Genomic DNA, 26,042 nt, shown 5'->3' with positions numbered 1-26,042 from the left:
GGTATTAGCGCGAGACCTTGCCGGCCTTGATGCACGAGGTGCAGACGTTGAGCCGCTTCGGCGTCCGACCGACCACGGCACGCACACGCTGGATGTTCGGGTTCCAGCGACGAGACGTACGGCGGTGCGAGTGCGAAATGTTGTTGCCGAAGCCCGGCCCCTTGCCGCAGACGTCGCAGTTGGCAGCCACGGGACACTCCAAAGACTTCAGATGCACTTACAGTGAAATCCGGCGTGCCGGAAATCAGTGGGCTGAAATCGGTGGCCTGCCGGGGGACGGCCCGATTTTCATCGGGCAACCGGAGCAGCATACAACGCCTGCATCCGCAGTACGAAACTACCACGGCCGGGCCCCACCCCCACCCGGCCGTCCACCGCCGGACGGGGTCTACCCTGCGGTGCGACCCGCCGCCACGCCCGCCCGGCCGCTCAAGGAGGACCCCAGGTGCCGCAGACGCCGCAGAATCTCGACGCCGCAGCGGTACGGACCTGGTGCGCGAAGGCGCTCGCGACGCTGGGCCGGGAACGGGCGGACATCGACGCGATCAACGTCTACCCGGTCGCGGACGGTGACACCGGCACCAACCTCTATCTGACCGTCGAGTCCGCCGCCCAGGCCGTGGAGGCGGTCTTCGCCGCCCACGGCACCCGGGCGCACGAGCCCGGTACCGCCGCGTACGAGCCGGATGTGGCCGACACCGTACGGGCCATGGCCCACGGGGCCCTCATCGGCGCCCGCGGCAACTCCGGCACGATCCTCGCGCAACTGCTGCGGGGCGTGGCCGAGCGCGTCGGCGCGGGGGACCATCTGCCGGGCGCGCTGCGCCGGGCCGCGGTCCTCGCCCGGGACGCCGTCGCGCACCCCGTCGAGGGCACCATCCTCACCGTGGCGGGCGCCGCGGCGGACGCCGCCGGGGCCGTGGAGCCGCCCGAGGACACCGTGCGGGCCGCCCGCGCCGCCTACGAGGGGGCGAGGGCCGCGCTCGACGCCACCCCCGGCCAGCTCGCCGTCCTCGGCCGGGCGGGCGTCGTGGACGCGGGCGGCCGGGGTCTGCTCGCGGTGCTCGGCGCGCTGGTCGCGGCCGTCTCGGGCCAGGAGCCCGCGCCCGGCCCCGTCCGCCACACCGGCGTCCCGGTGCCCCGCGCCGCCTGCGCCGACGGCGGCCCCGCGTTCGAGGTGATCTACCTCCTGGAGGCGGACGACACCGCCGTCGCCCGGCTGCGCTCCCGGCTCGACGCCCTCGGGGACTCCCTGGTCGTGGTCGGCGGCGACGGACTCTGGAACGTGCACGTCCATGTCGACGACGCGGGCGCGGCGATCGAGGCGGGCGTCGAGGCGGGCCGTCCCCACCGCATCCGTGTCACCCACTTCGGAACGGGGGGCGCACCGGCCCCCGACCCGCTCCCGCGGCCCCGGGAGGAGGGGCGGCGGGCCGTCGTCGTGGTCGTCCCCGGCGAGGGTCTCGCGGAGCTGTGCGCCGGGGCGGGGGCCCGGGCCGTGGTCGCCCGCCCCGGGGAGCCGCCCGCCAGCGGGGAGCTGGCCGACGCGATCCGCCGCGCCCACGCCCCCGAGGTGGTCCTGCTGCCGAACGCGGCCGAGCTGCGGCACACCGCGTCCGCCGCCGCCGACCAGGCGCGCGCCGAGGGGATCAGGGTCGCCATCGTCCCCACCCGCGCCGCCGTGCAGGGCCTCGCGGCGCTCGCCGTCCACGAACCGGACCGCCGCTTCGACGAGGACGTGGTTGCCATGACCGCCGCCGCCGGGGCGACCCGCTGTGCCGAGCTGACCGTCGCCGAGCGCCAGTCGTGGACCTCGGCGGGCGTCTGCCAGGCGGGGGACGTCCTCGGTCTCATAGACGGCGACGTCGCCGTGATCGGCGGCGATCCCACCGAGGTCGCCCTCGCCGTGCTCGACCGCATGCTCGCCGCCGGGGGCGAACTCGTCACCCTCGTCCTCGGGGACGCCGCCCCGGCTCCCGCGCCCGCCCCCGAACGGCTGGAGCGCCATGTCCGCGACACCCATCTCGCCGTCGACACCGTCACCTACCACGCGGGCCGGGGCTCCCCGCTGCTGCTCATCGGGGTGGAGTAACCCGTTCCGGGGGCTCGCGGACCCGGGCGCGGGGCCGGGCCGGGCGCCCATTGTCGGTGCCGTGGTGTGCAATGGACCGTGTGTCCGCGTCTGACGAGATCCAGAAGAAGCCCCGGAGCGGGAACCGGCCCGCCGGGCCCGCGGCGGCCGGTCCCCCGGAGCCGGTGGCCGAGCCCCTGACCGCCCGCCGGTCCGATCCGCTGGACGAGCCGCTCACCAGGACCCTCGGCCCCGCGTCCGCCAAGGTGCTCGGCGAACAGCTCGGGCTGCGCACCGTCGGCGACCTGCTCCACCACTACCCGCGCCGCTACGAGGAGCGCGGGCGGCTCACCCGCCTCGCCGAGCTGCCCCTCGACGAGGAGGTGACGGTGGTCGCCCAGGTCGCCGACGCCCGGGTGCACACGTTCAACGGCGGCCGGGGCAAGCGGCTGGAGGTGACGATCACCGACGGCAGCGGCCGGCTCCAGCTCGTCTTCTTCGGCCGGGGGGTCCACAAGCCGCACCAGGAGCTGCTGCCCGGCACCCGGGCGATGTTCGCGGGCCGGGTCTCCGTCTTCAACCGCAAGCTCCAGCTCGCCCACCCCTCGTACGCCAAGCTCGGCACCGGCGACGGCGCGGACGGCGGCGGAGGCCATGACGACGGAACGGCCGTGGACTCCTGGGCGGGCGCGCTGATCCCGATCTACCCCGCCTGCAAGGGGATGGAGTCCTGGAAGATCGCCAAGGCGGTGGACGCGGTGCTTCCGCGCCGGACGGAGGCGACGGACCCGCTGCCGCCCGCGCTGCGCGAGGGCCGGGGCTTCGTCCCCCTGCCCGAGGCCCTGCTCAAGGTGCACCGGCCGCGCACCAAGGCGGACATCGAGGCCGCCCGGCAGCGGCTGAAGTGGGACGAGGCGTTCGTCCTCCAGGTGGCGCTGGCCCGGCGGCGCTTCGCCGACACCCAGCTCCCCGCCGTCGCCCGCCGCCCCGCCCCCGGCGGGATTCTCGACGCCTTCGACGCCCGTCTCCCGTTCACCCTCACCGAGGGCCAGCGGAAGGTCACCGGGGAGATCTTCGGCGATCTCGCCACCGAGCACCCGATGCACCGGCTGCTCCAGGGCGAGGTGGGCTCCGGCAAGACCCTGGTGGCGCTGCGCGCGATGCTCGCCGTCGTGGACGCCGGGGGCCAGGCCGCGATGCTCGCCCCCACCGAGGTGCTGGCACAGCAGCACCACCGGTCCGTCGTGGAGATGATGGGCGACCTCGCCGACGGCGGGACGCTGGGCGCCCCGGACGGGGCCACCAAGGTGGTGGTGCTGACCGGCTCCATGGGGGCCGCCGCCCGCCGCGCCGCCCTGCTGGACCTGGTGACGGGCGAGGCGGGCATCGTCATCGGCACCCACGCCCTGATCGAGGACAAGGTGCAGTTCCACGACCTGGGCCTGGTGGTGGTGGACGAGCAGCACCGCTTCGGCGTGGAGCAGCGCGACGCCCTGCGCTCCAAGGGCAAGCAGCCGCCGCATCTGCTGGTGATGACCGCCACCCCGATCCCGCGCACGGTCGCGATGACCGTCTTCGGCGATCTGGAGACCTCCGTCCTGGACCAGCTCCCGGCGGGCCGCTCCCCGATCGCCAGCCATGTGGTCCCGGCCCGCGACAAACCGCACTTCCTGGCGCGGGCCTGGGAGCGGGTGCGCGAGGAGGTCGGCAAGGGGCACCAGGCGTATGTGGTCTGCCCCCGGATCGGGGACGAGGAGGAGGGCACGGGGGCGGCCGCGAAGTCCGGGAGGAAGGCGGCCGACGAGGAGGCACAGGCCGCCGACGCCGAGAAGCGTCCGCCGCTCGCCGTGCTGGAGATCGCCGAGGAGCTGGAACGGGGGCCGCTGGCCGGGCTGCGGATCGGTGTGCTGCACGGCCGGATGCCCCCCGAGGACAAGGACGCCGTGATGCGCCGCTTCACCGCGGGCGAGGTGGACGTGCTGGTCGCCACCACCGTCATCGAGGTCGGGGTGAACGTCCCCAACGCCACCGCGATGGTGATCATGGACGCGGACCGCTTCGGCGTCTCCCAGCTCCACCAGCTCCGCGGCCGGGTCGGGCGGGGCTCCGCCCCCGGGCTCTGTCTGCTCGTCACCGAGATGCCCGCGGCGAGCCCCGCCCGGGCCCGGCTCGGCGCGGTCGCGGCGACCCTCGACGGCTTCGAGCTGTCCCGGATCGACCTGGAGCAGCGCCGCGAGGGCGATGTCCTCGGCCAGGCCCAGTCCGGCGCGCGCTCCTCGCTGCGGATGCTCGCCGTCATCGAGGACGAGGAGGTCATCGCCGCGGCCCGGGAGGAGGCGGTGCGGACCGTCCGGGCCGATCCGGAGCTGGAGCACACCCCCGGACTGCGGCTGGCGCTGGACGCCCTGCTGGACAAGGAGCGCGAGCAGTACCTCGACAAGGGCTGAGACACTGGCGGTGAGCGGGGGTTCTCCGCCGTGGGGCCCCCGCGGCGCACCCGCACACCCGACGAAGACACCGCGATAGGACCGAGATGACCCGCGTGATCGCCGGCACGGCCGGTGGCCGCCGCCTGGCCGTGCCCCCCGGCACCGGTACCCGCCCCACGTCGGACCGGGCCCGCGAGGGCCTGTTCTCCAGTTGGGAGGCGCTCCTCGGAGGACTGGAGGGGCTGCGGATCGCCGATCTGTACGCGGGTTCCGGCGCCGTGGGTCTGGAGGCGCTCTCCCGCGGCGCGGCCCACGCCCTGCTGGTGGAGGCCGACGCCCGGGCCGCCCGCACCGTCCGGGAGAACGTCCGCTCCCTGGGGCTGCCGGGTGCCGAGGTACGGACCGGCCGGGCCGAGCAGATCGTCTCGGGACCGGCCCCCGCCGACCCCTATGACGTGGTCTTCCTCGATCCCCCCTACGCCGTCACGGACGACGATCTTCGGGAGATCCTGCTCACACTCCGGTCCGGGGGCTGGATCGCACGGGACGCCGTGGCGACCGTGGAGCGCAGTACCAGGGGCGGCACCTTCGACTGGCCCGCGGGTTTCGAACCGCTGCGGGCCCGGCGCTACGGCGAGGGAACGCTTTGGTACGGTCGCGCAGCCTCGGTCTCCGCCGAGGCTTCGACGTGCGAAGACATCCCATGACCGGACCGGAGAGCGAGGGACTTCCAGTGCGCCGCGCAGTCTGTCCGGGGTCGTTCGACCCCATCACCAACGGACACCTCGACATCATCGCCCGCGCCTCCAGGCTGTACGACGAGGTGTACGTCGCGGTGATGATCAACCAGTCGAAGAAAGGTCTGTTCACCGTCGACGAGCGGATGGACCTCATCCGCCGGGTGACCACCGAGTACGGGAACGTCACCGTGGAGTCGCACCACGGGCTGCTGGTCGACTTCTGCAAGGCGCGCGGGATCCCGGCCATCGTCAAGGGGCTGCGCGCGGTCAGCGACTTCGACTACGAACTCCAGATGGCCCAGATGAACAACGGCCTCTCCGGGGTCGAGACCCTGTTCGTCCCCACCAACCCCACCTACAGCTTTCTCTCGTCGAGCCTGGTCAAGGAGGTGGCCGCCTGGGGCGGTGATGTCTCCCACCTGCTCCCCGACGCCGTCCACCGGGCCCTGGTCGAACGGCTGCGCGGCGAGGTCTGACCCCCGTACGGCCCCGCGCCGGGACCGATGGCCCGTCAAGCGGTGTCGGGCGGGGTCCCACTGCCCGTACAGTCGGTCCTCCCGTCCGCCCCGCGGCGGAGCGGCCCCCGACGGACCATGCGGAGAGTGGCGGACCACCGTGGACGTGCAGAAGAAGCTCGATGAGATCGTCCGGGCGATCGGGGGCGCCCGGTCCATGCCGATGTCGGCGTCCTGCGTGGTCAACCGCGCCGAGCTGCTGGCCATGCTCGAAGAGGTACGGGCCGCGCTGCCCGGCTCGCTCGCCCAGGCGCGGGAGGTGATCGGCGACCGGGAGCAGTTGGTCGCCGAGGCCCACCAGGAGGCCCGGCGGATCATCGACGGCGCCCACGCCGAGCGCGGCACCCTGGTCTCCAGCAGCCAGGTGGCCCGCCAGTCCCAGGACGCCGCCGACCGGATTCTGGCCGAGGCCCGCCGGGAGGCGGAGGAGATCCGTGCCGAGGCGGACGACTACGTGGACTCCAAGCTGGCCAACTTCGAGGTCGTCCTCACCAAGACCATCGGGTCCGTGGACCGGGGCCGGGAGAAGCTGCTCGGCCGGGGACCGGGGGCCGGTCCTGACGGCCGGGCGGACGCCGACGCCCCCGAGTACAGCTCCGACCCGCAGACCCTGATCCAGCGGGGCGACGCCTATGTGGACGCCAAGCTGGGTGCCTTCGAGGCCGTGCTCAGCAAGACCCTGGAGGCGGTCGGCCGGGGGCGGCTCAAGCTCCAGGGGCACACCCCGGACGCGCTCGGCGAGCATCTGGCGGCCCAGGACGCGGCAGGCGCGTCGGGCGCGGCCCGGCTGCACACCAGTGACGCGGAGTATCTGGCCGGTCTCGCCGAGCTGGCCGACCCGGAGCCGGGCCGCCCGGAGCCCGGCCGCCGGGCGGACCGCGCCCTGGCCGACCGTGCCGACCGGTCCGCTCCCGGGGCACGGGACGCCGCCCCCGTCCCCCCGCAGCCCGTGTACGACCCGGGGTACGGGGTGGCACCCGCCGCCGCGGCGCAGCAGCCGTACGGGCAGCAGCCCGGATACGGACACCCGGAGCCCGTGGCACAGGGCTTCGCGCCCGGGTACGAGCAGCAGTCCTGGCCCGGCTATCCGCAGGACCCCTACGCCGGATATCCCCAGCAGGGCTACGAGCAGCCGCACGAGCAGGGCCATGAGCAGCCGCACGCCCCCGGGCCGCACGCGGGGGGCGCGTCCGGATACCCGTACCCGGACGCCTCCGGGGCGCAGCTCCCGTCCCAGCCGGACCGGCAGCACCAGCGGCAGCAGGGCCCGGCACTGGACGAGACGAGTTTCTTCGACACCGGCATGATCGACCTGGACCAGCTCCGCCGCTATGAGCAGGGACGCTGAGCCGATCGCGGTACCGGCCCGGATTGGGTCCTGGGCGGCCCGTCCAGTATCCTGGCTCTTCGGTCGCGCGTAGTCACGCGATCCGGGCTGCCGCCTTTCCCCGGGTTCCTCCCGGGAGCGAGGGGCCGCGGCCCCTCTCCCCAGCACCACGAGCAGCACGATCCGAAAGCAGGAAGAGCCCTGAACGCCCGCCTCGACCACCGCAACCCCCTCGTGTTCGACACGCACGAGCTGGGCCGGCGTCCCGGTGCGCTCCAGCGGCTCTCCCGCTCGGTGCCCGCCCCCGTGGACCTCGGCGTCGAGGGGGTCATCGGCGTGCCGGAGGGCGCGCCCGTGGAGCTGGAGCTCCGCCTTGAGTCGGTCATGGAAGGGGTGCTTGTCACAGGCACCGCCCGTGCGTCGGCCGAGGGGGAGTGCGTAAGGTGTCTGGAGCCGGTGCGCCTCGATGTCGCAGCGGAGTTCCAGGAGATGTTCACGTACCCCGACGCCGATGACCGGGACCGCTCAGCGGAGCCCGGCGACGACGCCGAGGGCGAGGACGTCCTCTTCCTCAAGGACGGCTTGTTCGACCTTGAGCCCGTGCTGCGTGACGCGGTGGTGCTCGCACTGCCGATGCAGCCGGTGTGCCGGGAGCAGTGTGCCGGTCTGTGTGCCGAGTGCGGCATCAGGCTGGACGACGACCCGGACCACCACCACGACGCCGTCGACATCCGTTGGGCGGCACTGCAAGGACTCGTCGAAACCGTCAAGGACGGCGAGAAGGACAACATGAGCGGCGCCGAAGCGGGCGTCGACGAGAAGCAGGAGAAGTAGCCGTGGCTGTTCCGAAGCGGAAGATGTCGCGCAGCAACACGCGCCACCGCCGGTCGCAGTGGAAGGCTGCGGTCCCCACCCTGGTTTCGTGCGAGCGTTGCCAGGAGCCCAAGCAGCAGCACATCGCGTGCCCGAGCTGCGGCACCTACAACAAGCGCCAGGTCCTCGCGGTCTGAGCGGCTGGTGAGAGGCCCGATGTCTGAGCTGTCCAATGCCAAGAAGCAGGAAGACACCGACAAGACAGTCAACGCAGCCTCGTCCCACACGCTTCTGGAAGGGCGGCTCGGCTATCGGCTGGAGTCCGCCCTTCTGGTACGTGCGCTGACCCATCGTTCCTACGCGTACGAGAACGGCGGCCTGCCGACCAATGAGCGCCTGGAGTTCCTCGGGGACTCCGTGCTCGGTCTCGTGGTCACCGACACCCTCTACCGCACCCACCCCGACCTGCCGGAAGGCCAGCTGGCCAAGTTGCGGGCCGCGGTGGTCAACTCGCGTGCCCTCGCAGAGGTCGGCCGCGGGCTGGAACTGGGCGCCTTCATCCGCCTCGGCCGGGGCGAGGAAGGCACGGGCGGACGGGACAAGGCGTCCATCCTCGCCGACACCCTCGAAGCGGTGATCGGCGCGGTCTATCTCGACCAGGGTCTCGACGCGGCCTCGGAGCTGGTGCACCGGCTCTTCGACCCGCTGATCGAGAAGTCCTCGAACCTCGGTGCCGGGCTCGACTGGAAGACGTCTCTCCAGGAGCTGACCGCGTCCGAGGGCCTGGGTGTGCCGGAGTACCTGGTCACCGAGACCGGTCCGGACCACGAGAAGACCTTCACTGCTGCCGCCCGCGTCGGTGGTGTCTCGTACGGCACCGGCACCGGCCGCAGCAAGAAGGAGGCCGAGCAGCAGGCCGCGGAGTCGGCGTGGCGGGAGATCCGCGCCGCCGCCGACCGCCGGGCCAAGGAGGCACAGCAGGCCGAGGCGGCCACCGACGGGACTCCCGCCGGTGTGTCCACCGCCCCGGACGCCTCCGCGCCCGAAGCCTCCACCGTGCGGCAGGCCGCGACCGGGACGCCGTCCGTGGCGGACGAGCCCCCGGGGACGGAGCGGGCCACGGCCTGATCCGTCCGCGCGGCAGCGGCACGACCGCAGTACCACCGGGCCCCCCGCCCCTCGGAATCCCTTCGGGAGCACCGCGGAGCGGGGGGTTCCGTGCGTGCCCGCCGCTCCGTCCGGTACCGCCCCGGCCTCTGCCCGCGCGGGCTCCGCCCCCCGGTCGGCGGCCGGGCGGAGGGCGGTACGCTGCGGGCATCACCCCGAGCGTCCCCCAAGGAGCCCCCGTGCCCGAGCTGCCCGAGGTCGAGGTCGTACGCCGCGGACTCCAGCGCTGGGTCAGCGGCCGGACCATCGCCGAGGTGCGGGTGCTGCACCCGCGCGCCGTGCGCCGCCATATCGCGGGCGCCGGTGACTTCGCCGCCCGGCTCAAGGGCCACAGCGTGGGCATCGCCCGCCGCCGGGGCAAGTATCTGTGGCTGCCGCTCGCCGACACCGACTCCTCGGTCCTCGGCCATCTCGGTATGAGCGGACAGCTCCTGGTGCAGCCCGAGGACGCCGCCGACGAGAAGCACCTCAGAATCCGGATCAGCTTCGACGACTCCCTCGGCACCGAGCTGCGCTTCGTCGACCAGCGCACCTTCGGCGGGCTCTCGCTGCACGACAACACCCCCGACGGGCTGCCCGACGTGATCGCGCACATCGCCCGCGACCCGCTCGACCCGGCCTTCGACGACGACGCCTTCCACGCGGCGCTGCGGGCGAAGCGCACCACCGTCAAACGGGCGCTGCTCGACCAGTCGCTGATCAGCGGGGTCGGCAATATCTACGCGGACGAGGCGCTGTGGCGGGCCCGGCTGCACTACGAGCGTCCGACGGCGAGCCTGACCCGGCCCCGCTCGGCCGAACTGCTGGGACATATCCGGGACGTCATGAACGCGGCGCTGGCGGCGGGCGGCACCAGTTTCGACAGTCTGTATGTGAATGTGAACGGTGAATCGGGGTATTTCGATCGTTCGCTGGACGCCTACGGGCGGGAGGGCGAGCCCTGCCGCCGCTGTGGGACGCCGATGCGCCGCCGCCCGTGGATGAACCGGTCCAGCTACTTCTGTCCGCGCTGCCAGCGCCCGTCGCGGGCTCAGCGCGCCGGAGGCTGACGCCCCGGGCCGCCGGGCCCGGGGCGCGGTCGCGGACCGTTCAGAAGCCGAAGTTCTGGGTCCACCACGGGCCGCCGGAACCCGTCTGGACACCCACGCCGAGCCGGGTGTAGTCGCAGTTGAGAATGTTGGCCCGGTGGCCGTCGCTGTTCATCCACGCGTCCATCACGGCGGCGGCGTCCGCCTGGCCCCGGGCGATGTTCTCGCCGCCGAGGTTCTGCACGCCCGCCTGCCGGGCGCGGTCCCAGGGGGTGTCGCCGTCGGGGTCGGTGTGCGAGAAGAAGCCGCGGGTCGCCATGTCCGCGCTGAAGTCGCCGGCCAGCTTCGCGAGCGAGGCGTCGAAGCGCACGGGGGAGCAGCCCACCTTGGCGCGCTCCTCGTTGACCAGGGCGAGCACCTCGTTCTCCAGTGCCGTCGGACCGGACGACGAGGGAGCGGAGGGGCGGGGCGCCGGGGCCGAGGGGCGGGCGGGCGGCTTCACGGTGGATGTCTTCGCCGGTGCGGGCGCGGCGGCGGGCGCTGAGGCGGAACGTTCCGCCTTGCGCTCCGGCGCGGGGGAGGCGGAACGTTCCGGGGCGGGGGCGCCGGTCTTCCGCTCGGGCGCCGTCGTCGTCCCGGCGGGGGCCGGGGCCGTGCGGGAGGGCTCGGCCGAGCGCTGGGCGTCCGTGGCCGGAGCGGGGGAGGTCGAGGGCGCGTGCGCGGGTTTTCCGCTCTCCGCCGCGGTGCCGCCGTCGCCCCGGGCGGCCTCCCCGCTCTGCTCGCCCTGGGTGTTGAGGGTGGCCGAGCCATCGGTACGGACCGTTCCGCCGGGGTTGCGCTCCCCGCTCACGGTGAAGCTGTCACCGCCCGGCAGCAGTCCGGAGGCTGCGGCGACGGCGCCCACCGCCATGGCCGCGGAAGCGCCGAGCAGTCCCGTGCGAACGGGTCGTGGCGTACGCCCGGTGGAGCGCCGGTGCCGTCCCATCTGCTGTGCCTTCCTGTACGCGGCGGCGAACAGCGCCCGTATGGGTGACGCGCCCCGGCCCCCGCCGACGGTGTGGGGGTGAACCTCGTCCGAACGGGCGACGTTCATTGCGACGGGACTGTACGCCATACGGGTGACGGTGAACGGGCCCACCGGGCGTTTCCCGGGACCGCGGACGGCTACGGTGCCCCTATGGACGACATTGCGCGGCTGACCGCCTGGGTACGCGGTCGAGTACAGGGAGTGGGCTTTCGCTGGTTCACCAGGGCAAACGCTTTGGAGATCGGCGGGCTCACCGGATTCGCCCTCAACCTTGACGACGGCCGTGTGCAGGTTGTGGCGGAAGGGTCACGTGAGAATTGCCACCGTCTGCTGGAGTGGCTCCGCTCGGGCGACACACCCGGTCGTGTGGACGGGGTGACCGAGATATGGGGCACACCCCGGGGCGGCTACGAGGACTTCGCGATCCGCTGATCCCGCCGTCGGCAGGGGGGTCGCCGCGCCTGGTCCACCCCCCTGCCCCGGGTCCGTGCCGTCGGCAGAAACAGCAGGTGGTTGCCAAGATCGGCCGTTCGTGCGACGCTGCGGCAGAAGAAATGATCACCACACCCCAGGGCCCCGGGCCCGAGGCCGCTTCCATGATCACGGAGGCCGCGCCCGCCCGGGTTCGCCCCTTCATCCGGGGTGTGATCGTGTTGACCGTCAAACTTTTTGGTGAGACTCTGGAAGCCCCGCGCACCTTAACTGTTTGACAGTAAGAACCGCAGCGATTGAGCAGTACCCCAGCACTGTCGAGCACCGCGGGTGCGAATCCCTCACGACCCACACCGCATCGGTCGGTCACTCAGTGTGGAGGACCATCCATCATGGCAAAGGCGCTTCTCGGTTACGTCGGCGGTTCCGATCCGCGACTCCTCGCCGAGATGCGACGGCTGCAGCAGCGCGTCCAGGACCTCGAATCCGAGCTGGTACGGATTCAGTCCGAGAACGACGCGCTGAACGCCGCCATCGCACAGCACCCCGGAGAGTCGCTGCTGGACGGCATCGACATCGACGTATCCAAGGCGGAGCCCGCGCTCACCTGAGCGTGGATGCATCCATCGCGCAAGATATGCAAGGGACGCCCCCGGCGTCCCTTCTTTCTTTTGCCCGTGCGGCCCCGGGCCCCGCGTTCCGCCGCTTTCCGCCTGTCCCCCCGCTCCGCCTCGATCCGCCCCGGTCACCGTCCCCCGGCCCCCGTGACCCGCCTTCACGACCCCGGCCGGGGTTTACGTCTTCTGTGCCCTGCGCCTTCATGGGTGAAACCGCCCGCTGAAGGTAGAGTCCGGCTGCGTGCACCTCAAGGCCATGACCCTGCGCGGTTTCAAATCCTTCGCGTCCGCCACCACTCTCCGGTTCGAGCCGGGCATCACCTGTGTCGTGGGCCCCAACGGCTCCGGAAAGTCCAATGTGGTCGACGCGCTCTCCTGGGTCATGGGGGAGCAGGGGGCGAAATCGCTGCGCGGCGGGAAGATGGAGGATGTCATCTTCGCCGGGACCACCGGACGGCCCCCGCTGGGCCGGGCCGAGGTCTCCCTCACCATCGACAACTCCGACGGTGCGCTGCCCATTGAGTACGCCGAGGTCACCATTACGCGGATCATGTTCCGCAACGGCGGCAGTGAATATCAGATCAACGGCGACACCTGCCGTCTTCTCGATATCCAGGAACTCCTCTCCGACTCCGGTATCGGCCGCGAAATGCATGTCATCGTCGGGCAGGGGCAGCTCGACTCGGTCCTGCACGCCGATCCGATGGGCCGCCGGGCCTTCATCGAGGAGGCCGCGGGGGTGCTCAAGCACCGCAAGCGCAAGGAGAAGGCGCTGCGGAAACTGGAGTCGATGAAGGCCAATCTGGCCCGGGTCCAGGACCTCACCGATGAGCTGCGTCGGCAACTCAAGCCGCTCGGACGGCAGGCCGCGGTGGCCCGGCGGGCCGCCGTCATCCAGGCGGACCTGCGCGACGCCCGGCTCCGCCTGCTCGCCGACGACCTCGTCCGCCTCCAGCGGGCCCTGCGCGCGGAGATCGCCGACGAGGCCGCGCTCAAGGCGCGCAAGGAGGCGGCCGAGGCCCGGCTGAAGGCCGCGCTCGCCCGCGAGGCCGAACTGGAGGGCGAGGTACGCGCCCTCGTGCCCCGGCTCCAGCGGGCCCAGCAGACCTGGTACGAGCTGTCCCAGCTCGCCGAGCGGACCCGGGGCACCGTCTCGCTCGCCGAGGCCCGGGTGAAGAGCGCGACCGAACACCCCGCCGAGGAGCGGCGCGGCCGGGACCCCGAGGAGCTGGAGCGCGAGGCGGCCCGGGTCAGAGAACAGGAAGCGGAACTGGAAGCCGCGCTGGAGGCGGCCCAGCGCGCCCTGGAGGACACCGTTGAGCACCGGGCCGAACTGGAACGCGCCCTCGCCGTCGAGGACCGCCGTCTCAAGGACGCCGCCCGCGCCATCGCCGACCGGCGCGAAGGGCTCGCCCGGCTCGGCGGACAGGTCACCGCCGCCCGTGGCCGGGCCGCCTCCGCCCAGGCCGAGATCGACCGGCTCAGCACCGCCCACGACGAGGCCCGCGAACGGGCCGCCGCCGCACGGGAGGAGTATGAGCTGCTGCGCGCCGACGTGGACGGCCTGGAGGCCGACGACGAACGGCTCGGCGCCGAACACGAGGCCGCCCGGCGTGAACTCGCCGCGGCGGAGACGGCGCTGACCGCCGCGCGCGAGGCGCTGACCACGGCGGAACGCGAACGGGCCGCCGTGGCCGCCCGCCGGGACGCGCTCGCGCCCGGACTGCGCCGCAAGGACGGCACCGGGGCGCTGCTGGCGGCCAGGGACACCCTCGGCGGGATCGTCGGACCCGCGTCCGAACTGCTGACCGTGGTGCCAGGACAGGAGATCCCCGTCGCCGCCGCACTCGGGGCGGCGGCCGACGCGATCGCCGTCAACAGCCCCGCCACGGCAGCCGACGCGCTCCGCCTCCTCCGCAAGTCCGACGCGGGCCGCGCCTCGATGCTCCTCTCCGGCGCCCCCGAACCGCCGCCGGACCCGCTGACCGACCCCGCGGACGCGTGCGGCGACCGTCGTGCCGGGGCCGTCCGCGCCGACGCCCCGGACGGCACGGGCGACCCGGAACCGCCGCCGTCCGACCGCGCCCCGGAGGGCGCTCGGGGCGCCCGCGCGGCAGCGGCGCGCGCCACGGACACGGCCCCCGGCGGGCTTCGGGGCCCGTACGCGGCCGGGATTCCCGGTACCGCGGGGGACGGGGCCGGGCACGCGACCCCGCCTGAGGGGCACGTCGGGACGGCCACGCATGGACGGAGCGCTTCCGGTACGGGGGACGCCTGGTCCGTGGCCGCCGCGCCGGGCGGCTCCCGGGGCCCGTACCCGGCCGGGGCGGTGCGTCCGGTCGCGACGGCCGCGAGCGGACGAGGTGCTTCCGCCACAGACGGCGCGCGCCACGCCGAGGCGGGCGGAGCGGCCTCCGGGCCGTCGGCGGCGTACGGAGAGGGTGCCTGCGCCACCGACGGGGGAGAAGGCGCGCCCGGTCCGGCGGGCGCGGACGCAGATGCCCCCGTGCACGGGGTGCGGAGCCCGTACGCCGGCGCCGGGCATGCGGAACGGGCCCCGCACGGGCGGTACGGGACGCCCGCGGTCGCGCTGGTGCGCGGGCCCGCGGAGCTGATGCCCGCGGTACGCCGGCTGCTGCGCGGCTTCGTGGTCGTGGCCACCCTGGACCGGGCCGAGGAGCTGGTCCGGGCCCGGCCCTGGCTCACCGCCGTCACGGCGGAGGGTGATGTCCTCGGCGCCCACTGGGCCCAGGGCGGCTCCGCGGGCGCGCCGAGCCTGCTCGAAGTGCGGGCCTCCGTCGACGAGGCCGAGGCCGAACTCGCCGAGCTGTCCGTACGGTGCGAGGAGTTCACCGGGGAGCAGCGGCGGAGCACCGAACGGCGGGCCCGGTGCGCCGCCCGCGTCGAGGAGCTGGACCGCCGCCGCCGCGCCGCCGACCGGGAGAAGTCCGAGGTCTCCGGCCGCCTCGGCAGACTCTCCGGCCAGGCGCGGGCCGCCGAGGGCGAGTCGGAGCGCACCGCCGCCGCCGTCAGCCGCGCGCAGGAGGCGCTGGAGCGCGCCCGCCAGGAGGCGGAGGAGCTGGCGGAACGGCTCGCCGTCGCCCAAGAGGCGCCCGTCGACGCGGAGCCCGACACCCAGGTCCGCGACCGTCTCGCGGCCGACGGCGCCAACGCCCGCCAGACCGAGATGGAGGCCCGGCTCCAGCTCCGTACCCACGAGGAGCGGGTCAAGGGGCTCGCGGGCCGGGCCGACTCCCTCGACCGCGCCGCCCGTGCCGAGCGCGAGGCCCGTGCCCGCGCCGAACAGCGGCGCGCCCGGCTGCGCCACGAGGCGGCCGTCGCCGGTGCCGTCCGCGCCGGGGCGCGCCTCCTCCTCGCGCACATCGAGGTCTCCCTCGTCCGCGCCGACAGCGGGCGGACCGCCGCCGAGGCCGCCAAGGCGGAGCGCGAGACGGAGCTGGCCGCGGCCCGCGCCGAGGGCCGCGACCTCAAGTCCGAACTCGACAAGCTCACCGACTCGGTGCACCGGGGCGAGGTCCTGGGCGCCGAGAAGCGGCTGCGGATCGAACAACTGGAGGCCAAGGCCCTGGAGGAGCTGGGCGTCGAACCGGCCGCGCTCGTCGCCGAGTACGGCCCGGACCAGCCCGTCCCCCCGTCCCCGCCCGCCGAGGGCGAGACCCTGCCCGAGGACCCCGGCCACCCCCGCAACCGTCCGGCGCCCTTCGACCGCGCCGCGCAGGAGAAGCGGCTCAAGGCGGCCGAGCGGGCCTATCAGCAGCTCGGCAAGGTCAACCCGCTCGCCCTTGAGGAGTTCGCGGCCCTGGAGGAGCGCCATCGCTTCCTCTCCGAGCAACTGGAGGACCTGAAGAAGACCCGTGCCGATCTGCTCCAGGTGGTCAAGGAGGTCGACGAGCGCGTCGAACAGGTCTTCACCGAGGCGTACCACGACACCGCCCGCGAGTTCGAAGGGGTCTTCTCCCGGCTCTTCCCCGGCGGCGACGGCCGGCTGATCCTCACCGACCCCGACAACATGCTCACCACCGGCGTGGACGTCGAGGCCCGCCCGCCCGGCAAGAAGGTCAAGCGGCTCTCGCTGCTCTCCGGCGGCGAGCGCTCGCTGACCGCCGTGGCGCTGCTCGTCTCGATCTTCAAGGCCCGGCCGAGCCCGTTCTATGTGATGGACGAGGTGGAGGCCGCGCTCGACGACACCAACCTCCAGCGGCTGATCCGGATCATGCAGGAGCTCCAGGAGTCCTCCCAGCTGATCGTGATCACCCACCAGAAGCGGACCATGGAGGTCGCCGACGCGCTCTACGGGGTCTCCATGCAGGGCGACGGGGTCTCCAAGGTGATCGGTCAGCGGCTGCGCTGAGCCCGCCCCGGACGGACCCGGGGTCAGGCCGACGGCCCAGCCCCGGTGGTGGGCCGGGCCCGGCCGTGCGCCACTGGAGGGACCCGCTCCGCCCGGCGCCCGGGCCCCCGTGGGCGGGTGCGCCGCGGACGGAGCTCCGGGCGCCGGCCCCAGGAGTTGATGTGAGCAGCAGGACTCCCCCGTCACCACCGCCCCCGGGGGTCCCCGCGGCGGCCCATCCCGAGCACCTCGGCCATGTCGTCTTCATCACGGCGTCGGCCGCGATGGGCGGCTTTCTCTTCGGCTACGACAGCTCCGTCATCAACGGCGCCGTCGAGGCCATCCGGGACCGCTACGCCATCGGCTCGGCCGAGCTGGCCCAGGTCATCGCGATCGCCCTGATCGGCTGTGCCATCGGCGCGGCGACCGCGGGCCGGATCGCCGACCGGATCGGCCGGATCGCCTGTATGCGGATCGCTGCCCTCCTCTTCGCCGCCAGCGCCGTGGGCTCGGCCCTCCCCTTCGCCCTGTGGGACCTGGCGATGTGGCGCGTCATCGGCGGCTTCGCGATCGGGATGGCCTCGGTCATCGGCCCCGCGTACATCGCCGAGGTCTCCCCGCCCGCCTACCGGGGACGGCTGGCCTCCTTCCAGCAGGCGGCCATCGTCATCGGCATCGCCGTCTCCCAGCTCGTCAACTTCGGCATCCTCTCGCTCGCCGACGGCGAGCAGCGCGGCAAGCTGGGCGGACTGGAGGCATGGCAGTGGATGCTCGGGGTGATGGTGGTCCCGGCGCTCCTCTACGGGCTGCTCTCCTTCGCCATCCCCGAGTCGCCCCGCTATCTGATCTCGGCGGGCCGGATCGACCGGGCCAGGAAGGTGCTCGTCGAGGTCGAGGGGGAACACGTCGACCTCGACGCCCGGGTGGCCGAGATCGACCGGGCGATGCGCAGCGAGCACCGGTCGACGTTCCGGGATCTGCTCGGCGGGCGGTTCGGCTTTCTGCCGATCGTCTGGATCGGTATCGGCCTCTCCGTCTTCCAGCAGCTCGTCGGCATCAATGTGGTCTTCTACTACTCGTCCACGCTCTGGCAGTCCGTGGGCATCGACCCGACCAGCTCGTTCTTCTACTCGTTCACCTCGTCCATCGTGAACATCATCGGTACGGTCATCGCGATGGTGCTGGTGGACCGGATCGGCCGCCGGCCGCTGGCGCTCATCGGCTCCGCCGGGATGGCGATCTCCCTGGCGCTGGAGGCATGGGCCTTCTCCGCTCCGCTGGTGAACGGGAAGCTCCCCGGCACCCAGGGGACGGTGGCGCTGATCGCGGCCCATGTGTTCGTGCTCTTCTTCGCCCTCTCCTGGGGCGTGGTGGTCTGGGTGCTCCTCGGGGAGATGTTCCCCAACCGCATCCGCGCCGCCGCCCTCGGGGTCGCCGCCTCCGCGCAGTGGCTCGCCAACTGGCTGATCACGGCGACCTTCCCCAGCCTCTCCGACTGGAATCTGTCGGCGACGTACATCATCTACGCCTCGTTCGCGGTGCTTTCGATCCCGTTCGTCCACTTCTTCGTCAAGGAGACCAAGGGCAAGCCGCTGGAGGAGATGGGCTGAGCCCCGGCCCACCTCCCCGGCCCGCCTCCGGGCCCCGTCCATCGGCGCGGACGCGTCAGAACTCGTCCGTGGTGTGCGGCAGCAGTTCCGTGCGCGCGGCCCGCTCGAAGCGCTCCGCCGCGCCCGGGGTGTGCTCGGTCACCAGACCGGCCCGGACCAGCTCGCGCACGCCGATGTCGCCGAGATAGCCCGCCGCCAGCTCCCGGACGTCGAGGGTCAGATCGGGCGCGTCGTCCGAGGGGACGACCTCGGCCGGGTGTCCGCCACCGCCGTGACCGCCGGGCCCGACGGTGAGCCGGTACCGCCCGGCGTTCGCGGGCAGCCGGTCGTCGGTCACCTCCAGCACCAGGTCCACCGGCTCCGACCAGAGCCGTCCCGCCAGCGCGGCGGGCACGTCGACCAGCCGCAGCCACAGCGCGGGGAACTCCTGGACGATCTCCACCTGGTCCCGGTCGGCCGCGAACCGCAGCAGCGGATCGTCCAGCGGGCGCCCCCACGCCCGTACCTTCCGCGCCAGGTCGATCGAGGCCAGATAGCGCCAGAGGGCGGCGGCCACGGCCGGGGACTCGGCCTCCAGCTCCCCGACGTGGACGACGCTCCCGTCCTCGCCGCCCCCGGTGCGGTAGCAGACATAGCCCGCGGGCTCCGCCCCCCGCTCGCCGAGGGTCACCACCCGGACCGGGGTGAGGTCGTCGTCCCCGTCGTCCTCCTCCCGCAGGATGTGGGTGCGCCACCAGAAGTCGTCCCGGGCGACCCGGCCGCCGCGCCCGGCCCGCGCCGCCGCGTGCCGGGCCCCGATCAGCGCGGGCGCGTCCGCCGGGGGAACGAGCCGCAGCGGACGCTCGTCGGGATCGATCCGCAGCCGCAGCGGCTGCTCGGCGTCGATCTCCACGGTGTAGGAGCGGGTCGCGGGCTCGAAGCCGAACCGGCCGTAGATCCCCGCCTCCGAGACCCAGAGCGCCGCGAGCGGCTGTCCGGCTCCGGCGCAGCGCCGGTACAGCTCCGCGATCATGCCGCTGAGCACCCCCCGGCGGCGGTGGGTCGGCGCCACCGAGACGAACGTCACCCCGGCGCAGGGCAGCTCGCCGCCGGGCACCGACAGCGAGAGCGGATGCGCGGCCAGCAGCCCGACGAGATCGTCCCCCTCATAGGCCCCGATCCGGTCGCAGTGCTCCAGGATCTCCCGGTGCAGCTTGCGGGTGTCCCCGTCCGGCTCCTTGTCGAGGAAGACGAGATAGTGCAGGTCCAGCGCGCGTTCCAGCTCGGTGTCCGGAATGCTCCGGTAGTCCAGGGCGGTCATGGTCCGGGACGCTAACCCGCCCGCGTTCAGTAGTCACCGGGTTTTTGTGCCTGTACCGCGTCCCCGCTGCGCCCTCCTGGCTGGAATTGATCATTCCGATTGGGGGCGGGTCCGGCGCGGGTCCCGGCCGGTGCCGCGCCCCGCCCCGGCCCGGCGGCGCCCCGTACCCGGCCGGAAACCCCGGGTGTGGCCGCCCGGCTCCATGCCGGTGTGTCCGATACTGGGTCCGTTATGGAATTCGTCATTCTTGCTGTCGTCATCGCCCTGGTCGCCGTCGGCGCGATCAGCGGGCTCGTGATCAGCAGCCGCAAGAAGAAGCAGCTGCCGCCCGCGGCCCCGCCGTCCGCGCCGACCATCACCGCTCCGCCCGCCGAGCCGCATGTCGGCGACGAGGCGGAGACCCCGCGGGAGGAACCCCGCCGCACCATCGAGGAGGTCGGCCTCCCGTCCGCCGAGGAGGCGGATTCCCCGGTCGCCGTCGAGGACCCGGTGGCCGCGGAGGCCGAGGCCCCGGCCGCCCCCGAGATCGAGACCCCCGAGCCCGCCGCCGGCCGTCTGGTGCGGCTGCGCGCCCGGCTCGCTCGCTCCCAGAACTCCCTCGGCAAGGGTCTGCTGACCCTGCTCTCCCGCGAGCACCTCGACGAGGACACCTGGGAGGAGATCGAGGAGACCCTGCTCACCGCCGATGTCGGTGTCGCGCCCACCCAGGAGCTGGTGGAGCGGCTGCGCGAGCGGGTGAAGGTGCTCGGCACCCGGACCCCCGACGAACTGCGCACCCTGCTCCGCGAGGAGCTGCTGACCCTGGTCGGCACCGACCTGGACCGCGCGGTGAAGACCGAGAGCGGCCTGGACACCCCGGGTGTCGTGATGGTCGTCGGCGTCAACGGCACCGGCAAGACCACCACCACCGGCAAGCTGGCCCGGGTCCTGGTCGCGGACGGCCGCTCGGTCGTCCTGGGCGCCGCGGACACCTTCCGTGCCGCCGCCGCCGACCAGCTCCAGACCTGGGGCGAGCGGGTGGGTGCCCGTACGGTGCGCGGCCCCGAGGGCGGCGACCCGGCGTCCATCGCCTTCGACGCGGTCAAGGAGGGCATCGCCGAGGGCGCCGACGTGGTGCTGATCGACACGGCGGGCCGGCTGCACACCAAGACCGGTCTGATGGACGAGCTGGGCAAGGTCAAGCGGGTCGTCGAGAAGCACGGCCCGCTGGACGAGATCCTGCTGGTCCTGGACGCCACCACCGGCCAGAACGGACTGGTCCAGGCCCGGGTCTTCGCCGAGGTCGTGGACATCACCGGCATCGTCCTGACCAAGCTGGACGGGACGGCCAAGGGCGGCATCGTGGTCGCGGTCCAGCGGGAGCTGGGCGTCCCGGTGAAACTGGTCGGCCTGGGCGAGGGCCCGGACGACCTGGCGCCGTTCGAGCCGGAGGCGTTCGTCGACGCGCTGATCGGCGACTGACACCGGTCCGGTTCCGCCCCGGCTCCGGCCCGGTTCCGTCCGGCCCCGGGCGGAACCGGGACAAAGCACCAGGAGTGCCCGGCGCGCGCCCGCGTGCCGGGCACTCGGCCGTCCGGGGCCGTCGGCCCGGGGCGCCGCCGTCCGGAAGCCGTGGCCCGGGGGTCGGCGGGCCGGGTCACGGCTTCCGGGGTCACGGCACCCGGGTCACATCGCCGAGCGGTGGCAGATGTACGCCAGCGTCCCCAGCAGCAGCCGGGCCTCGGGCGGCGCGACGGCCGTGTCCAGGGCGGGCGGGCGCAGCCAGATCACCGGACCGAGCCCGCCGCGGTCCGACGGCGGGGCGGTGATGTGGTCCCCGGGGCCGAGCGCGTGCAGATCCAGATCCGCGTCGTCCCAGCCCATCCGGTACAGCAGCGCGGGCAGGTCCACCGCCGCCCCCGGGGCGACGAAGAACTGGCACCGCCCGTCGGGTGTCGCCGTCACGGGACCCAGCGGCAGCCCCATCCGCTCCAGGCGGAGCAGCGCCCTCCGTCCGGCCGGGGCGGCCACGTCGAGGACGTCGAAGGCGCGGCCGACCGGCAGCAGCAGCGCCGCGTCCGCCCTGCGCGCCCAGGCGCCGGTCACCTCGTCCAGGGTGGCCCCGGCGGGGATCTCGTCCGCGCCGGGGAGCGGATGGGCCCCCGGGCGCGGGCAGCCCCGTTCGCCGCAGGAGCAGCCGCCGGGCACGGCCCGCGCCCCCGGTGTCACCGCCCAGCCCCACAGTCCGGTGTACTCCGCCACCACGGTGCACTCCGCGGTACCGCCCCGGCGTCGTGAGCCGGCCCGGATGTCCCTGATGCTCCGGCTGCTGCCGATCGTGAAGCCCATGCCCCCTCCAACGGGTCGTCCTCGCCGGTGGTTACGACCCGAAGTCTCCTCGTAACGCAGCGTCGCAGCCGGTGGAGTGCGGGCGGCGCGTAGTGGCGCGGGGGAGAGTGCGGGTCGCGGGACGCGCCCTTGAATGCGTCTTTCCGCCGTCTGCTGATCGGCGTGTGTCAAGTGAATCGCGCCCGAAGGCGGGGGAGTTCATTCAAAGGGGTGGCGAATGGTGGCGTTTCCAGGACGGCGGTCGCGAGGCGGGTGATCGTAGGATTACTTTTGGCGAACGGGCCCCGGTGCGTCGCCGTGCGCTTCTGGGTATGAGGGAGTCGGCGGAGTCGTTGGTGGGATGTCGCAGATCGTCCGGGTCGCTCGGGTCGCTCGCTTCGTGGTCGGATCGTCGGTGGTCGCGGCCGTTCTCCAGCCGGCCGGGCCGACGGGGACACCACTCTCCGGTCTTGTGTGGATTCTGTGAAGTCATGGTGCGGATTCCCTGCGGTATTCCTCCTGCTGTTCTACGGGTTCCGTTCGGATCCCGTTCGGGTTTCGCCAGGTTTTTTCAACAGTGGCCGCACCCCGGGGGCGGCCGGTCCCGACTCACGGCATTCTGATCGGGGTTCGGGCTTCAGGACTCATGGATGGGGGCGTTTCCGTGGACGGCAGCGAGGCCGGTACACACACCGGAAAGCGTCCGAACGACCGGCTGGGCTCGTGGTTTCTGCGCAGCGGCTGGTCCAAGGGCGAGCTGGCGCGGCAGGTCAACCGCCGGGCCCGGCGGCTGGGCGCGCACCACATCAGCACCGACACCTCACGGGTGCGGCGCTGGCTCGACGGCGAACAGCCGCGCGAGCCGATTCCGCGCATCCTCTCCGAGCTGTTCTCGGAGCGGTTCGGCACGGTCGTGGCCATCGAGGACCTGGGGCTGCGCACGGCGCACCAGTCCCCGTCGGTCTCCGGGGTCGACCTGCCCTGGGCGGGCCCCCAGACCGTCTCCCTGCTCAACGAGTTCTCCCGCAGCGATCTGATGCTCGCCCGGCGCGGCTTCCTCGGCGCCTCGCTGGTACTGGCGGCCGGGCCCTCGCTGATCGAGCCCATGCAGCGCTGGCTGGTGCCCACCCCCGGCACCCCCGGTGACCCCCCGCCCGAGACGGTCCCCGTCGCCTCCTCCCGGCCGGTCCGGCTCTCCGCGGGCGAGCTGGAGCAGTTGGAGGCCGCCACGATGATGTTCCGGAAGTGGGACGCCCAGTGCGGCGGCGGACTGCGCCGCAAGGCGGTCGTGGGACAGCTCCACGAGGTCACCGATCTGCTCCAGGAGTCCCACCCCGAACAGACCCGCAAGCGGCTCTTCGTCTGCGCCGCCGAACTGGCCGAGCTGGCGGGCTGGATGAGCTACGACGTCGGCCTCCAGCCCACCGCGCAGAAGTACTTCGTCCTCGCGCTGCACGCCGCCAAGGAGGCCGGGGACAAGTCGCTGGGATCGTTCGTCCTCTCCTCCATGAGTCGTCAGATGATCCATCTCGGCCGCCCCGACGACGCCCTGGAACTCGTCCATCTGGCGCAGTACGGCAGCCGTGACTGCGCCACCCCGCGCATCCAGTCGATGCTGTATGCGATGGAGGCCCGCGCCTACGCCAACATGGGCCAGCCCAGCAAGTGCAAGCGGGCCGTCCGGATGGCCGAGGACACCTACGCCGACATCGGCCTCGACGGCCCGCAGCCCGAGCCCGACTGGATCGGCTTCTTCTCCGAGGGCGAGCTGAACGCGGAGAACGCCCACTCCTACCGCGACCTCGCCTATGTGTCCGGCCGCAGCCCGACCTACGCCTCCCTCGCCGAACCCGCCATGGAGCGGGCCGTGCGCCTCTTCGAACAGGACGACGTGCACCAGCGGGCGTACGCCCTCAACCTGATCGGCATGGCCAGCATCCATCTGCTCAAGCGCGAACCCGAGCACGCGACCGAGCTGGCCTCGCGGGCGCTGAAGGTCGCCCGGCGGGTGCGTTCCGAACGGGTCAACACCCGGCTGCGCCAGACCGTCGACACCGCCGCCAGGGACTTCGGCGATGTGGCCGAGGTCGTCCACTTCACCGATCTGCTCACCGCCCAGCTCCCGGAGGCGGCGGAAGCGGTCTGACGCGCCGACCGGCGGAAGCGGTCGGAGCGCCGGCCGGGCCGCCGGTCGGTGCTCCGAGCCCGACGGGTGGCCCGCTGGGAGGAGCCGCCGCCGACGCGGCCGTGACGAGGCGGTATGCGCGGGAGACCCAAGATCGGGGCCTTCCGTGCATACCGCCTCGTCCGGTTTCCCCCGGCGGCCCGGTTCATGGCGGCGTAACACGGCGGATCCCTTCGTCACCCCCGTGAAACATCGCACGGCATCGGCTGAAACCGCGCTCCGCCACCCTCATGGCGCATAACCGGCCCGCCGCCCGATCCGCTCAGGCTCCCGCCCGATCCGCTCAGGCTCCACCCGTACGTGGCCGCACCGACGACGAGGAGTCGCCCATGCTCCCAGGCATCTCGACGCTGGCCGCCCCGGCCCCGGACCTGTCCGCGGCCAACACCGGCTTCATGCTCATCTGCTCCGCCCTCGTGATGCTGATGACCCCCGCCCTCGCCTTCTTCTACGGCGGCATGGTGCGGGTCAAGTCCACCCTCAACATGCTCATGATGAGTTTCATCAGCCTCGGCATCGTCACCGTGCTGTGGGTGCTCTACGGATTCAGCGTCGCCTTCGGCACCGACATCGGATCGGTCGTCGGCTGGTCGGGTGAGTATGTGGGGCTCAGCGGTATCGGACTGACCGAACTGTGGGACGGCTACACCATCCCCGTCTATGTCTTCGCCGTCTTCCAGCTCATGTTCGCGATCATCACTCCGGCCCTGATCAGCGGCGCCCTCGCCGACCGGGTCAAGTTCTCCGCCTGGGCGCTCTTCGTCGCGCTCTGGGCCACCGTGGTCTACTTCCCGGTCGCCCACTGGGTGTGGGGAGCGGGCGGCTGGCTCTTCGAGATGGGCGTCATCGACTTCGCGGGCGGCACCGCCGTCCATGTCAACGCGGGCGCGGCGGCGCTCGGCGTCCTCTGGGTCATCGGCCGCCGCGTCGGCTTCGGCAAGGACCCGATGCGCCCGCACAGCCTCCCCCTGGTGATGCTGGGCGCCGGGCTGCTCTGGTTTGGCTGGTTCGGCTTCAACGCGGGTTCCTGGCTCGGCAACGACGACGGCGTCGGCGCGGTGATGTTCGTCAACACCCAGGTCGCCACCGCCGCCGCGATGCTCGCCTGGCTCGCGTACGAGAAGATCCGCCACGGTGCCTTCACCACCCTCGGCGCCGCGTCCGGCGCGGTCGCCGGACTGGTCGCCATCACCCCGGCGGGCGGCTCCTGCTCCCCGCTCGGCGCCATCGCCATCGGGGCCATCGCGGGTGTGCTCTGCGCCATGGCCGTGGGCCTGAAGTTCCGCTTCGGCTACGACGACTCCCTCGACGTCATCGGCGTCCACCTCGTCGGCGGTGTCGCGGGCTCCCTCCTCGTCGGCCTCTTCGCCACCGGAGGGGTGCAGTCCGACGCCAAGGGCCTCTTCTACGGCGGCGGCCTCGAACAACTCGGCAAGCAGGCCGTGGGAGTCTTCTCCGTCCTGGCCTACTCGCTGGTGGTCTCCGCGCTGCTCGCCCTCGTCCTCGACCGGGTGATGGGTATGCGGGTGGACGAGGAGACCGAGGTGTCCGGCATCGACCAGGCCGAACACGCCGAGACGGCGTACGACTTCAGCGGCGCGGGCGGCGGCGCCGCCGCCCGCAGGGGCGTGCCCGCGCCCGACGCCCCGGCGGCATCCGTACCGCACAAGGCCGCGCCGGGCACCGGGCGGAGTACCGCCCAGGACCCCGCGGCCCAGGACACCGCCGTTCAGGACACCGCGGCGCAGAACAAGAAGGTGGACGCATGAAGCTCATCACCGCCGTCGTCAAACCCCACCGGCTCGACGAGATCAAGGAGGCGCTCCAGTCCTTCGGGGTCCAGGGGCTGACCGTCACCGAGGCCAGCGGATACGGCCGTCAGCGCGGCCACACCGAGGTCTACCGGGGCGCCGAGTACACCGTCGATCTCGTCCCCAAGGTCCGGATCGAGGTGCTGGCGGAGGACGACGACACCGAGCAGCTCATCGAGGTGATCATCAAGGCCGCCCGCACCGGGAAGATCGGCGACGGCAAGGTCTGGAGCGTCCCGGTGGACACGGCGGTCCGGGTGCGGACCGGGGAGCGCGGCCCGGACGCGCTCTAGGACTCCGGGGCGCGTGCGC

The 26,042-nt window shown here is 73.1% G+C and carries 22 protein-coding genes; 18 read left to right on the top strand and 4 right to left on the bottom strand.

Features of this window, described 5'->3' with window-relative positions; translation table 11 throughout:
* Nucleotides 1-4 precede the first annotated feature (4 nt).
* Nucleotides 5-190: a 50S ribosomal protein L28 gene (gene rpmB, locus CRV15_RS06000; protein ID WP_003957616.1), complete on the bottom strand. Its 186-nt coding sequence runs from the start codon at nucleotides 188-190 to the stop codon at nucleotides 5-7.
* Between the two features lie 255 nt (nucleotides 191-445).
* Between rpmB and CRV15_RS05995 the strand changes: the two genes are divergently transcribed.
* The 9 genes from CRV15_RS05995 (at nucleotide 446) to mutM (ending at nucleotide 10,111) form a co-directional block, all read left to right on the top strand.
* The gene (locus CRV15_RS05995) at nucleotides 446-2,092 is read left to right on the top strand and encodes a DAK2 domain-containing protein (protein ID WP_003961992.1); all 1,647 of its coding nucleotides are present in this window, start codon (nucleotides 446-448) and stop codon (nucleotides 2,090-2,092) included.
* A 71-nt stretch (nucleotides 2,093-2,163) separates the two neighbouring features.
* Nucleotides 2,164-4,518 (top strand): ATP-dependent DNA helicase RecG, encoded by a 2,355-nt coding sequence (gene recG / locus CRV15_RS05990; RefSeq protein WP_003961993.1) that lies wholly within the window; start codon nucleotides 2,164-2,166, stop codon nucleotides 4,516-4,518.
* An 86-nt stretch (nucleotides 4,519-4,604) separates the two neighbouring features.
* Nucleotides 4,605-5,207 (top strand): 16S rRNA (guanine(966)-N(2))-methyltransferase RsmD, encoded by a 603-nt coding sequence (rsmD, locus tag CRV15_RS05985; protein WP_003961994.1) that lies wholly within the window; start codon nucleotides 4,605-4,607, stop codon nucleotides 5,205-5,207.
* A 26-nt stretch (nucleotides 5,208-5,233) separates the two neighbouring features.
* Nucleotides 5,234-5,716, top strand: a complete 483-nt coding sequence (gene coaD / locus CRV15_RS05980; RefSeq protein ID WP_009997656.1) for a pantetheine-phosphate adenylyltransferase — start codon at nucleotides 5,234-5,236, stop codon at nucleotides 5,714-5,716.
* Between the two features lie 139 nt (nucleotides 5,717-5,855).
* Nucleotides 5,856-7,103: an ATP synthase F0 subunit B gene (locus CRV15_RS05975; RefSeq protein WP_003961995.1), complete on the top strand. Its 1,248-nt coding sequence runs from the start codon at nucleotides 5,856-5,858 to the stop codon at nucleotides 7,101-7,103.
* A gap of 213 nt (nucleotides 7,104-7,316) precedes the next feature.
* The gene (locus CRV15_RS05970; protein ID WP_003961996.1) at nucleotides 7,317-7,916 is read left to right on the top strand and encodes a YceD family protein; all 600 of its coding nucleotides are present in this window, start codon (nucleotides 7,317-7,319) and stop codon (nucleotides 7,914-7,916) included.
* Nucleotides 7,917-7,918: 2 nt separating this feature from the next.
* Nucleotides 7,919-8,092: a 50S ribosomal protein L32 gene (gene rpmF, locus CRV15_RS05965; protein WP_003957604.1), complete on the top strand. Its 174-nt coding sequence runs from the start codon at nucleotides 7,919-7,921 to the stop codon at nucleotides 8,090-8,092.
* Between the two features lie 19 nt (nucleotides 8,093-8,111).
* Nucleotides 8,112-9,023, top strand: coding sequence for a ribonuclease III (gene rnc / locus CRV15_RS05960; protein ID WP_003961997.1), 912 nt, complete (start codon nucleotides 8,112-8,114; stop codon nucleotides 9,021-9,023).
* 218 nt (nucleotides 9,024-9,241) lie between these two features.
* Nucleotides 9,242-10,111: a bifunctional DNA-formamidopyrimidine glycosylase/DNA-(apurinic or apyrimidinic site) lyase gene (gene mutM / locus CRV15_RS05955; protein ID WP_003961998.1), complete on the top strand. Its 870-nt coding sequence runs from the start codon at nucleotides 9,242-9,244 to the stop codon at nucleotides 10,109-10,111.
* Between the two features lie 40 nt (nucleotides 10,112-10,151).
* Here the strand turns inward: mutM and CRV15_RS05950 are convergent, their stop codons facing one another.
* Nucleotides 10,152-11,075, bottom strand: a complete 924-nt coding sequence (locus CRV15_RS05950; RefSeq protein ID WP_029183066.1) for a CAP domain-containing protein — start codon at nucleotides 11,073-11,075, stop codon at nucleotides 10,152-10,154.
* Nucleotides 11,076-11,267: 192 nt separating this feature from the next.
* Between CRV15_RS05950 and CRV15_RS05945 the strand changes: the two genes are divergently transcribed.
* The 5 genes from CRV15_RS05945 to CRV15_RS05925 all read left to right on the top strand — a co-directional run bounded on the left by CRV15_RS05945 (nucleotide 11,268) and on the right by CRV15_RS05925 (nucleotide 18,127).
* Entirely contained in the window at nucleotides 11,268-11,549 is a 282-nt protein-coding gene (locus CRV15_RS05945) for an acylphosphatase (RefSeq protein WP_003957597.1), read from the top strand.
* A gap of 77 nt (nucleotides 11,550-11,626) precedes the next feature.
* Entirely contained in the window at nucleotides 11,627-11,827 is a 201-nt protein-coding gene (locus tag CRV15_RS05940; RefSeq protein WP_003957594.1) for a hypothetical protein, read from the top strand.
* A gap of 114 nt (nucleotides 11,828-11,941) precedes the next feature.
* Complete coding sequence (locus CRV15_RS05935) at nucleotides 11,942-12,160, top strand: hypothetical protein (protein ID WP_003957593.1); 219 nt, start codon at nucleotides 11,942-11,944, stop codon at nucleotides 12,158-12,160.
* A gap of 247 nt (nucleotides 12,161-12,407) precedes the next feature.
* Nucleotides 12,408-16,538, top strand: coding sequence for an AAA family ATPase (locus CRV15_RS05930; RefSeq protein WP_009997662.1), 4,131 nt, complete (start codon nucleotides 12,408-12,410; stop codon nucleotides 16,536-16,538).
* A gap of 161 nt (nucleotides 16,539-16,699) precedes the next feature.
* Complete coding sequence (locus CRV15_RS05925) at nucleotides 16,700-18,127, top strand: sugar porter family MFS transporter (RefSeq protein ID WP_003962003.1); 1,428 nt, start codon at nucleotides 16,700-16,702, stop codon at nucleotides 18,125-18,127.
* 55 nt (nucleotides 18,128-18,182) lie between these two features.
* Here the strand turns inward: CRV15_RS05925 and CRV15_RS05920 are convergent, their stop codons facing one another.
* A complete protein-coding gene (locus CRV15_RS05920) occupies nucleotides 18,183-19,427 on the bottom strand; it encodes a GNAT family N-acetyltransferase (RefSeq protein WP_003962004.1) in 1,245 nt (414 codons plus the stop codon).
* A gap of 231 nt (nucleotides 19,428-19,658) precedes the next feature.
* Between CRV15_RS05920 and ftsY the strand changes: the two genes are divergently transcribed.
* The gene (ftsY, locus tag CRV15_RS05915; RefSeq protein ID WP_003962005.1) at nucleotides 19,659-20,888 is read left to right on the top strand and encodes a signal recognition particle-docking protein FtsY; all 1,230 of its coding nucleotides are present in this window, start codon (nucleotides 19,659-19,661) and stop codon (nucleotides 20,886-20,888) included.
* A gap of 204 nt (nucleotides 20,889-21,092) precedes the next feature.
* Here ftsY and CRV15_RS05910 read toward each other — a convergent pair whose 3' ends face one another.
* Nucleotides 21,093-21,755, bottom strand: a complete 663-nt coding sequence (locus CRV15_RS05910) for a bifunctional DNA primase/polymerase (RefSeq protein WP_003962006.1) — start codon at nucleotides 21,753-21,755, stop codon at nucleotides 21,093-21,095.
* Between the two features lie 643 nt (nucleotides 21,756-22,398).
* Here CRV15_RS05910 and nsdA point away from each other — a divergent pair.
* The 3 genes from nsdA (at nucleotide 22,399) to CRV15_RS05895 (ending at nucleotide 26,023) form a co-directional block, all read left to right on the top strand.
* Nucleotides 22,399-23,880, top strand: a complete 1,482-nt coding sequence (gene nsdA, locus CRV15_RS05905) for a transcriptional repressor NsdA (RefSeq protein WP_009997664.1) — start codon at nucleotides 22,399-22,401, stop codon at nucleotides 23,878-23,880.
* 368 nt (nucleotides 23,881-24,248) lie between these two features.
* Nucleotides 24,249-25,688: an ammonium transporter gene (locus CRV15_RS05900; protein ID WP_003962008.1), complete on the top strand. Its 1,440-nt coding sequence runs from the start codon at nucleotides 24,249-24,251 to the stop codon at nucleotides 25,686-25,688.
* Entirely contained in the window at nucleotides 25,685-26,023 is a 339-nt protein-coding gene (locus CRV15_RS05895) for a P-II family nitrogen regulator (protein WP_003962009.1), read from the top strand. Before CRV15_RS05900 ends, CRV15_RS05895 begins: the two co-directional genes overlap by 4 nt.
* The last annotated feature ends 19 nt before the right edge of the window (nucleotides 26,024-26,042 follow it).

The organism is Streptomyces clavuligerus, assembly GCF_005519465.1.
GTDB lineage: Bacteria > Actinomycetota > Actinomycetes > Streptomycetales > Streptomycetaceae > Streptomyces > Streptomyces clavuligerus.
Note: the sequence above shows the minus strand (reverse complement) of the source record. Positions and strands in the feature narration are given on the sequence as shown.

Coding starts and splice junctions, on each gene's coding strand:
- recG (WP_003961993.1), top strand. CDS start 2,164: ATGGACCGTGTGTCCGCGTCTGACGAGATCCAGAAGAAGCCCCGGAGC.
- rsmD (WP_003961994.1), top strand. CDS start 4,605: ATGACCCGCGTGATCGCCGGCACGGCCGGTGGCCGCCGCCTGGCCGTG.
- rnc (WP_003961997.1), top strand. CDS start 8,112: ATGTCTGAGCTGTCCAATGCCAAGAAGCAGGAAGACACCGACAAGACA.
- CRV15_RS05950 (WP_029183066.1), bottom strand. CDS start 11,075: ATGGGACGGCACCGGCGCTCCACCGGGCGTACGCCACGACCCGTTCGC.
- CRV15_RS05945 (WP_003957597.1), top strand. CDS start 11,268: ATGGACGACATTGCGCGGCTGACCGCCTGGGTACGCGGTCGAGTACAG.
- CRV15_RS05935 (WP_003957593.1), top strand. CDS start 11,942: ATGGCAAAGGCGCTTCTCGGTTACGTCGGCGGTTCCGATCCGCGACTC.
- CRV15_RS05920 (WP_003962004.1), bottom strand. CDS start 19,427: ATGACCGCCCTGGACTACCGGAGCATTCCGGACACCGAGCTGGAACGC.
- ftsY (WP_003962005.1), top strand. CDS start 19,659: ATGGAATTCGTCATTCTTGCTGTCGTCATCGCCCTGGTCGCCGTCGGC.
- CRV15_RS05910 (WP_003962006.1), bottom strand. CDS start 21,755: ATGGGCTTCACGATCGGCAGCAGCCGGAGCATCAGGGACATCCGGGCC.
- CRV15_RS05900 (WP_003962008.1), top strand. CDS start 24,249: ATGCTCCCAGGCATCTCGACGCTGGCCGCCCCGGCCCCGGACCTGTCC.
- CRV15_RS05895 (WP_003962009.1), top strand. CDS start 25,685: ATGAAGCTCATCACCGCCGTCGTCAAACCCCACCGGCTCGACGAGATC.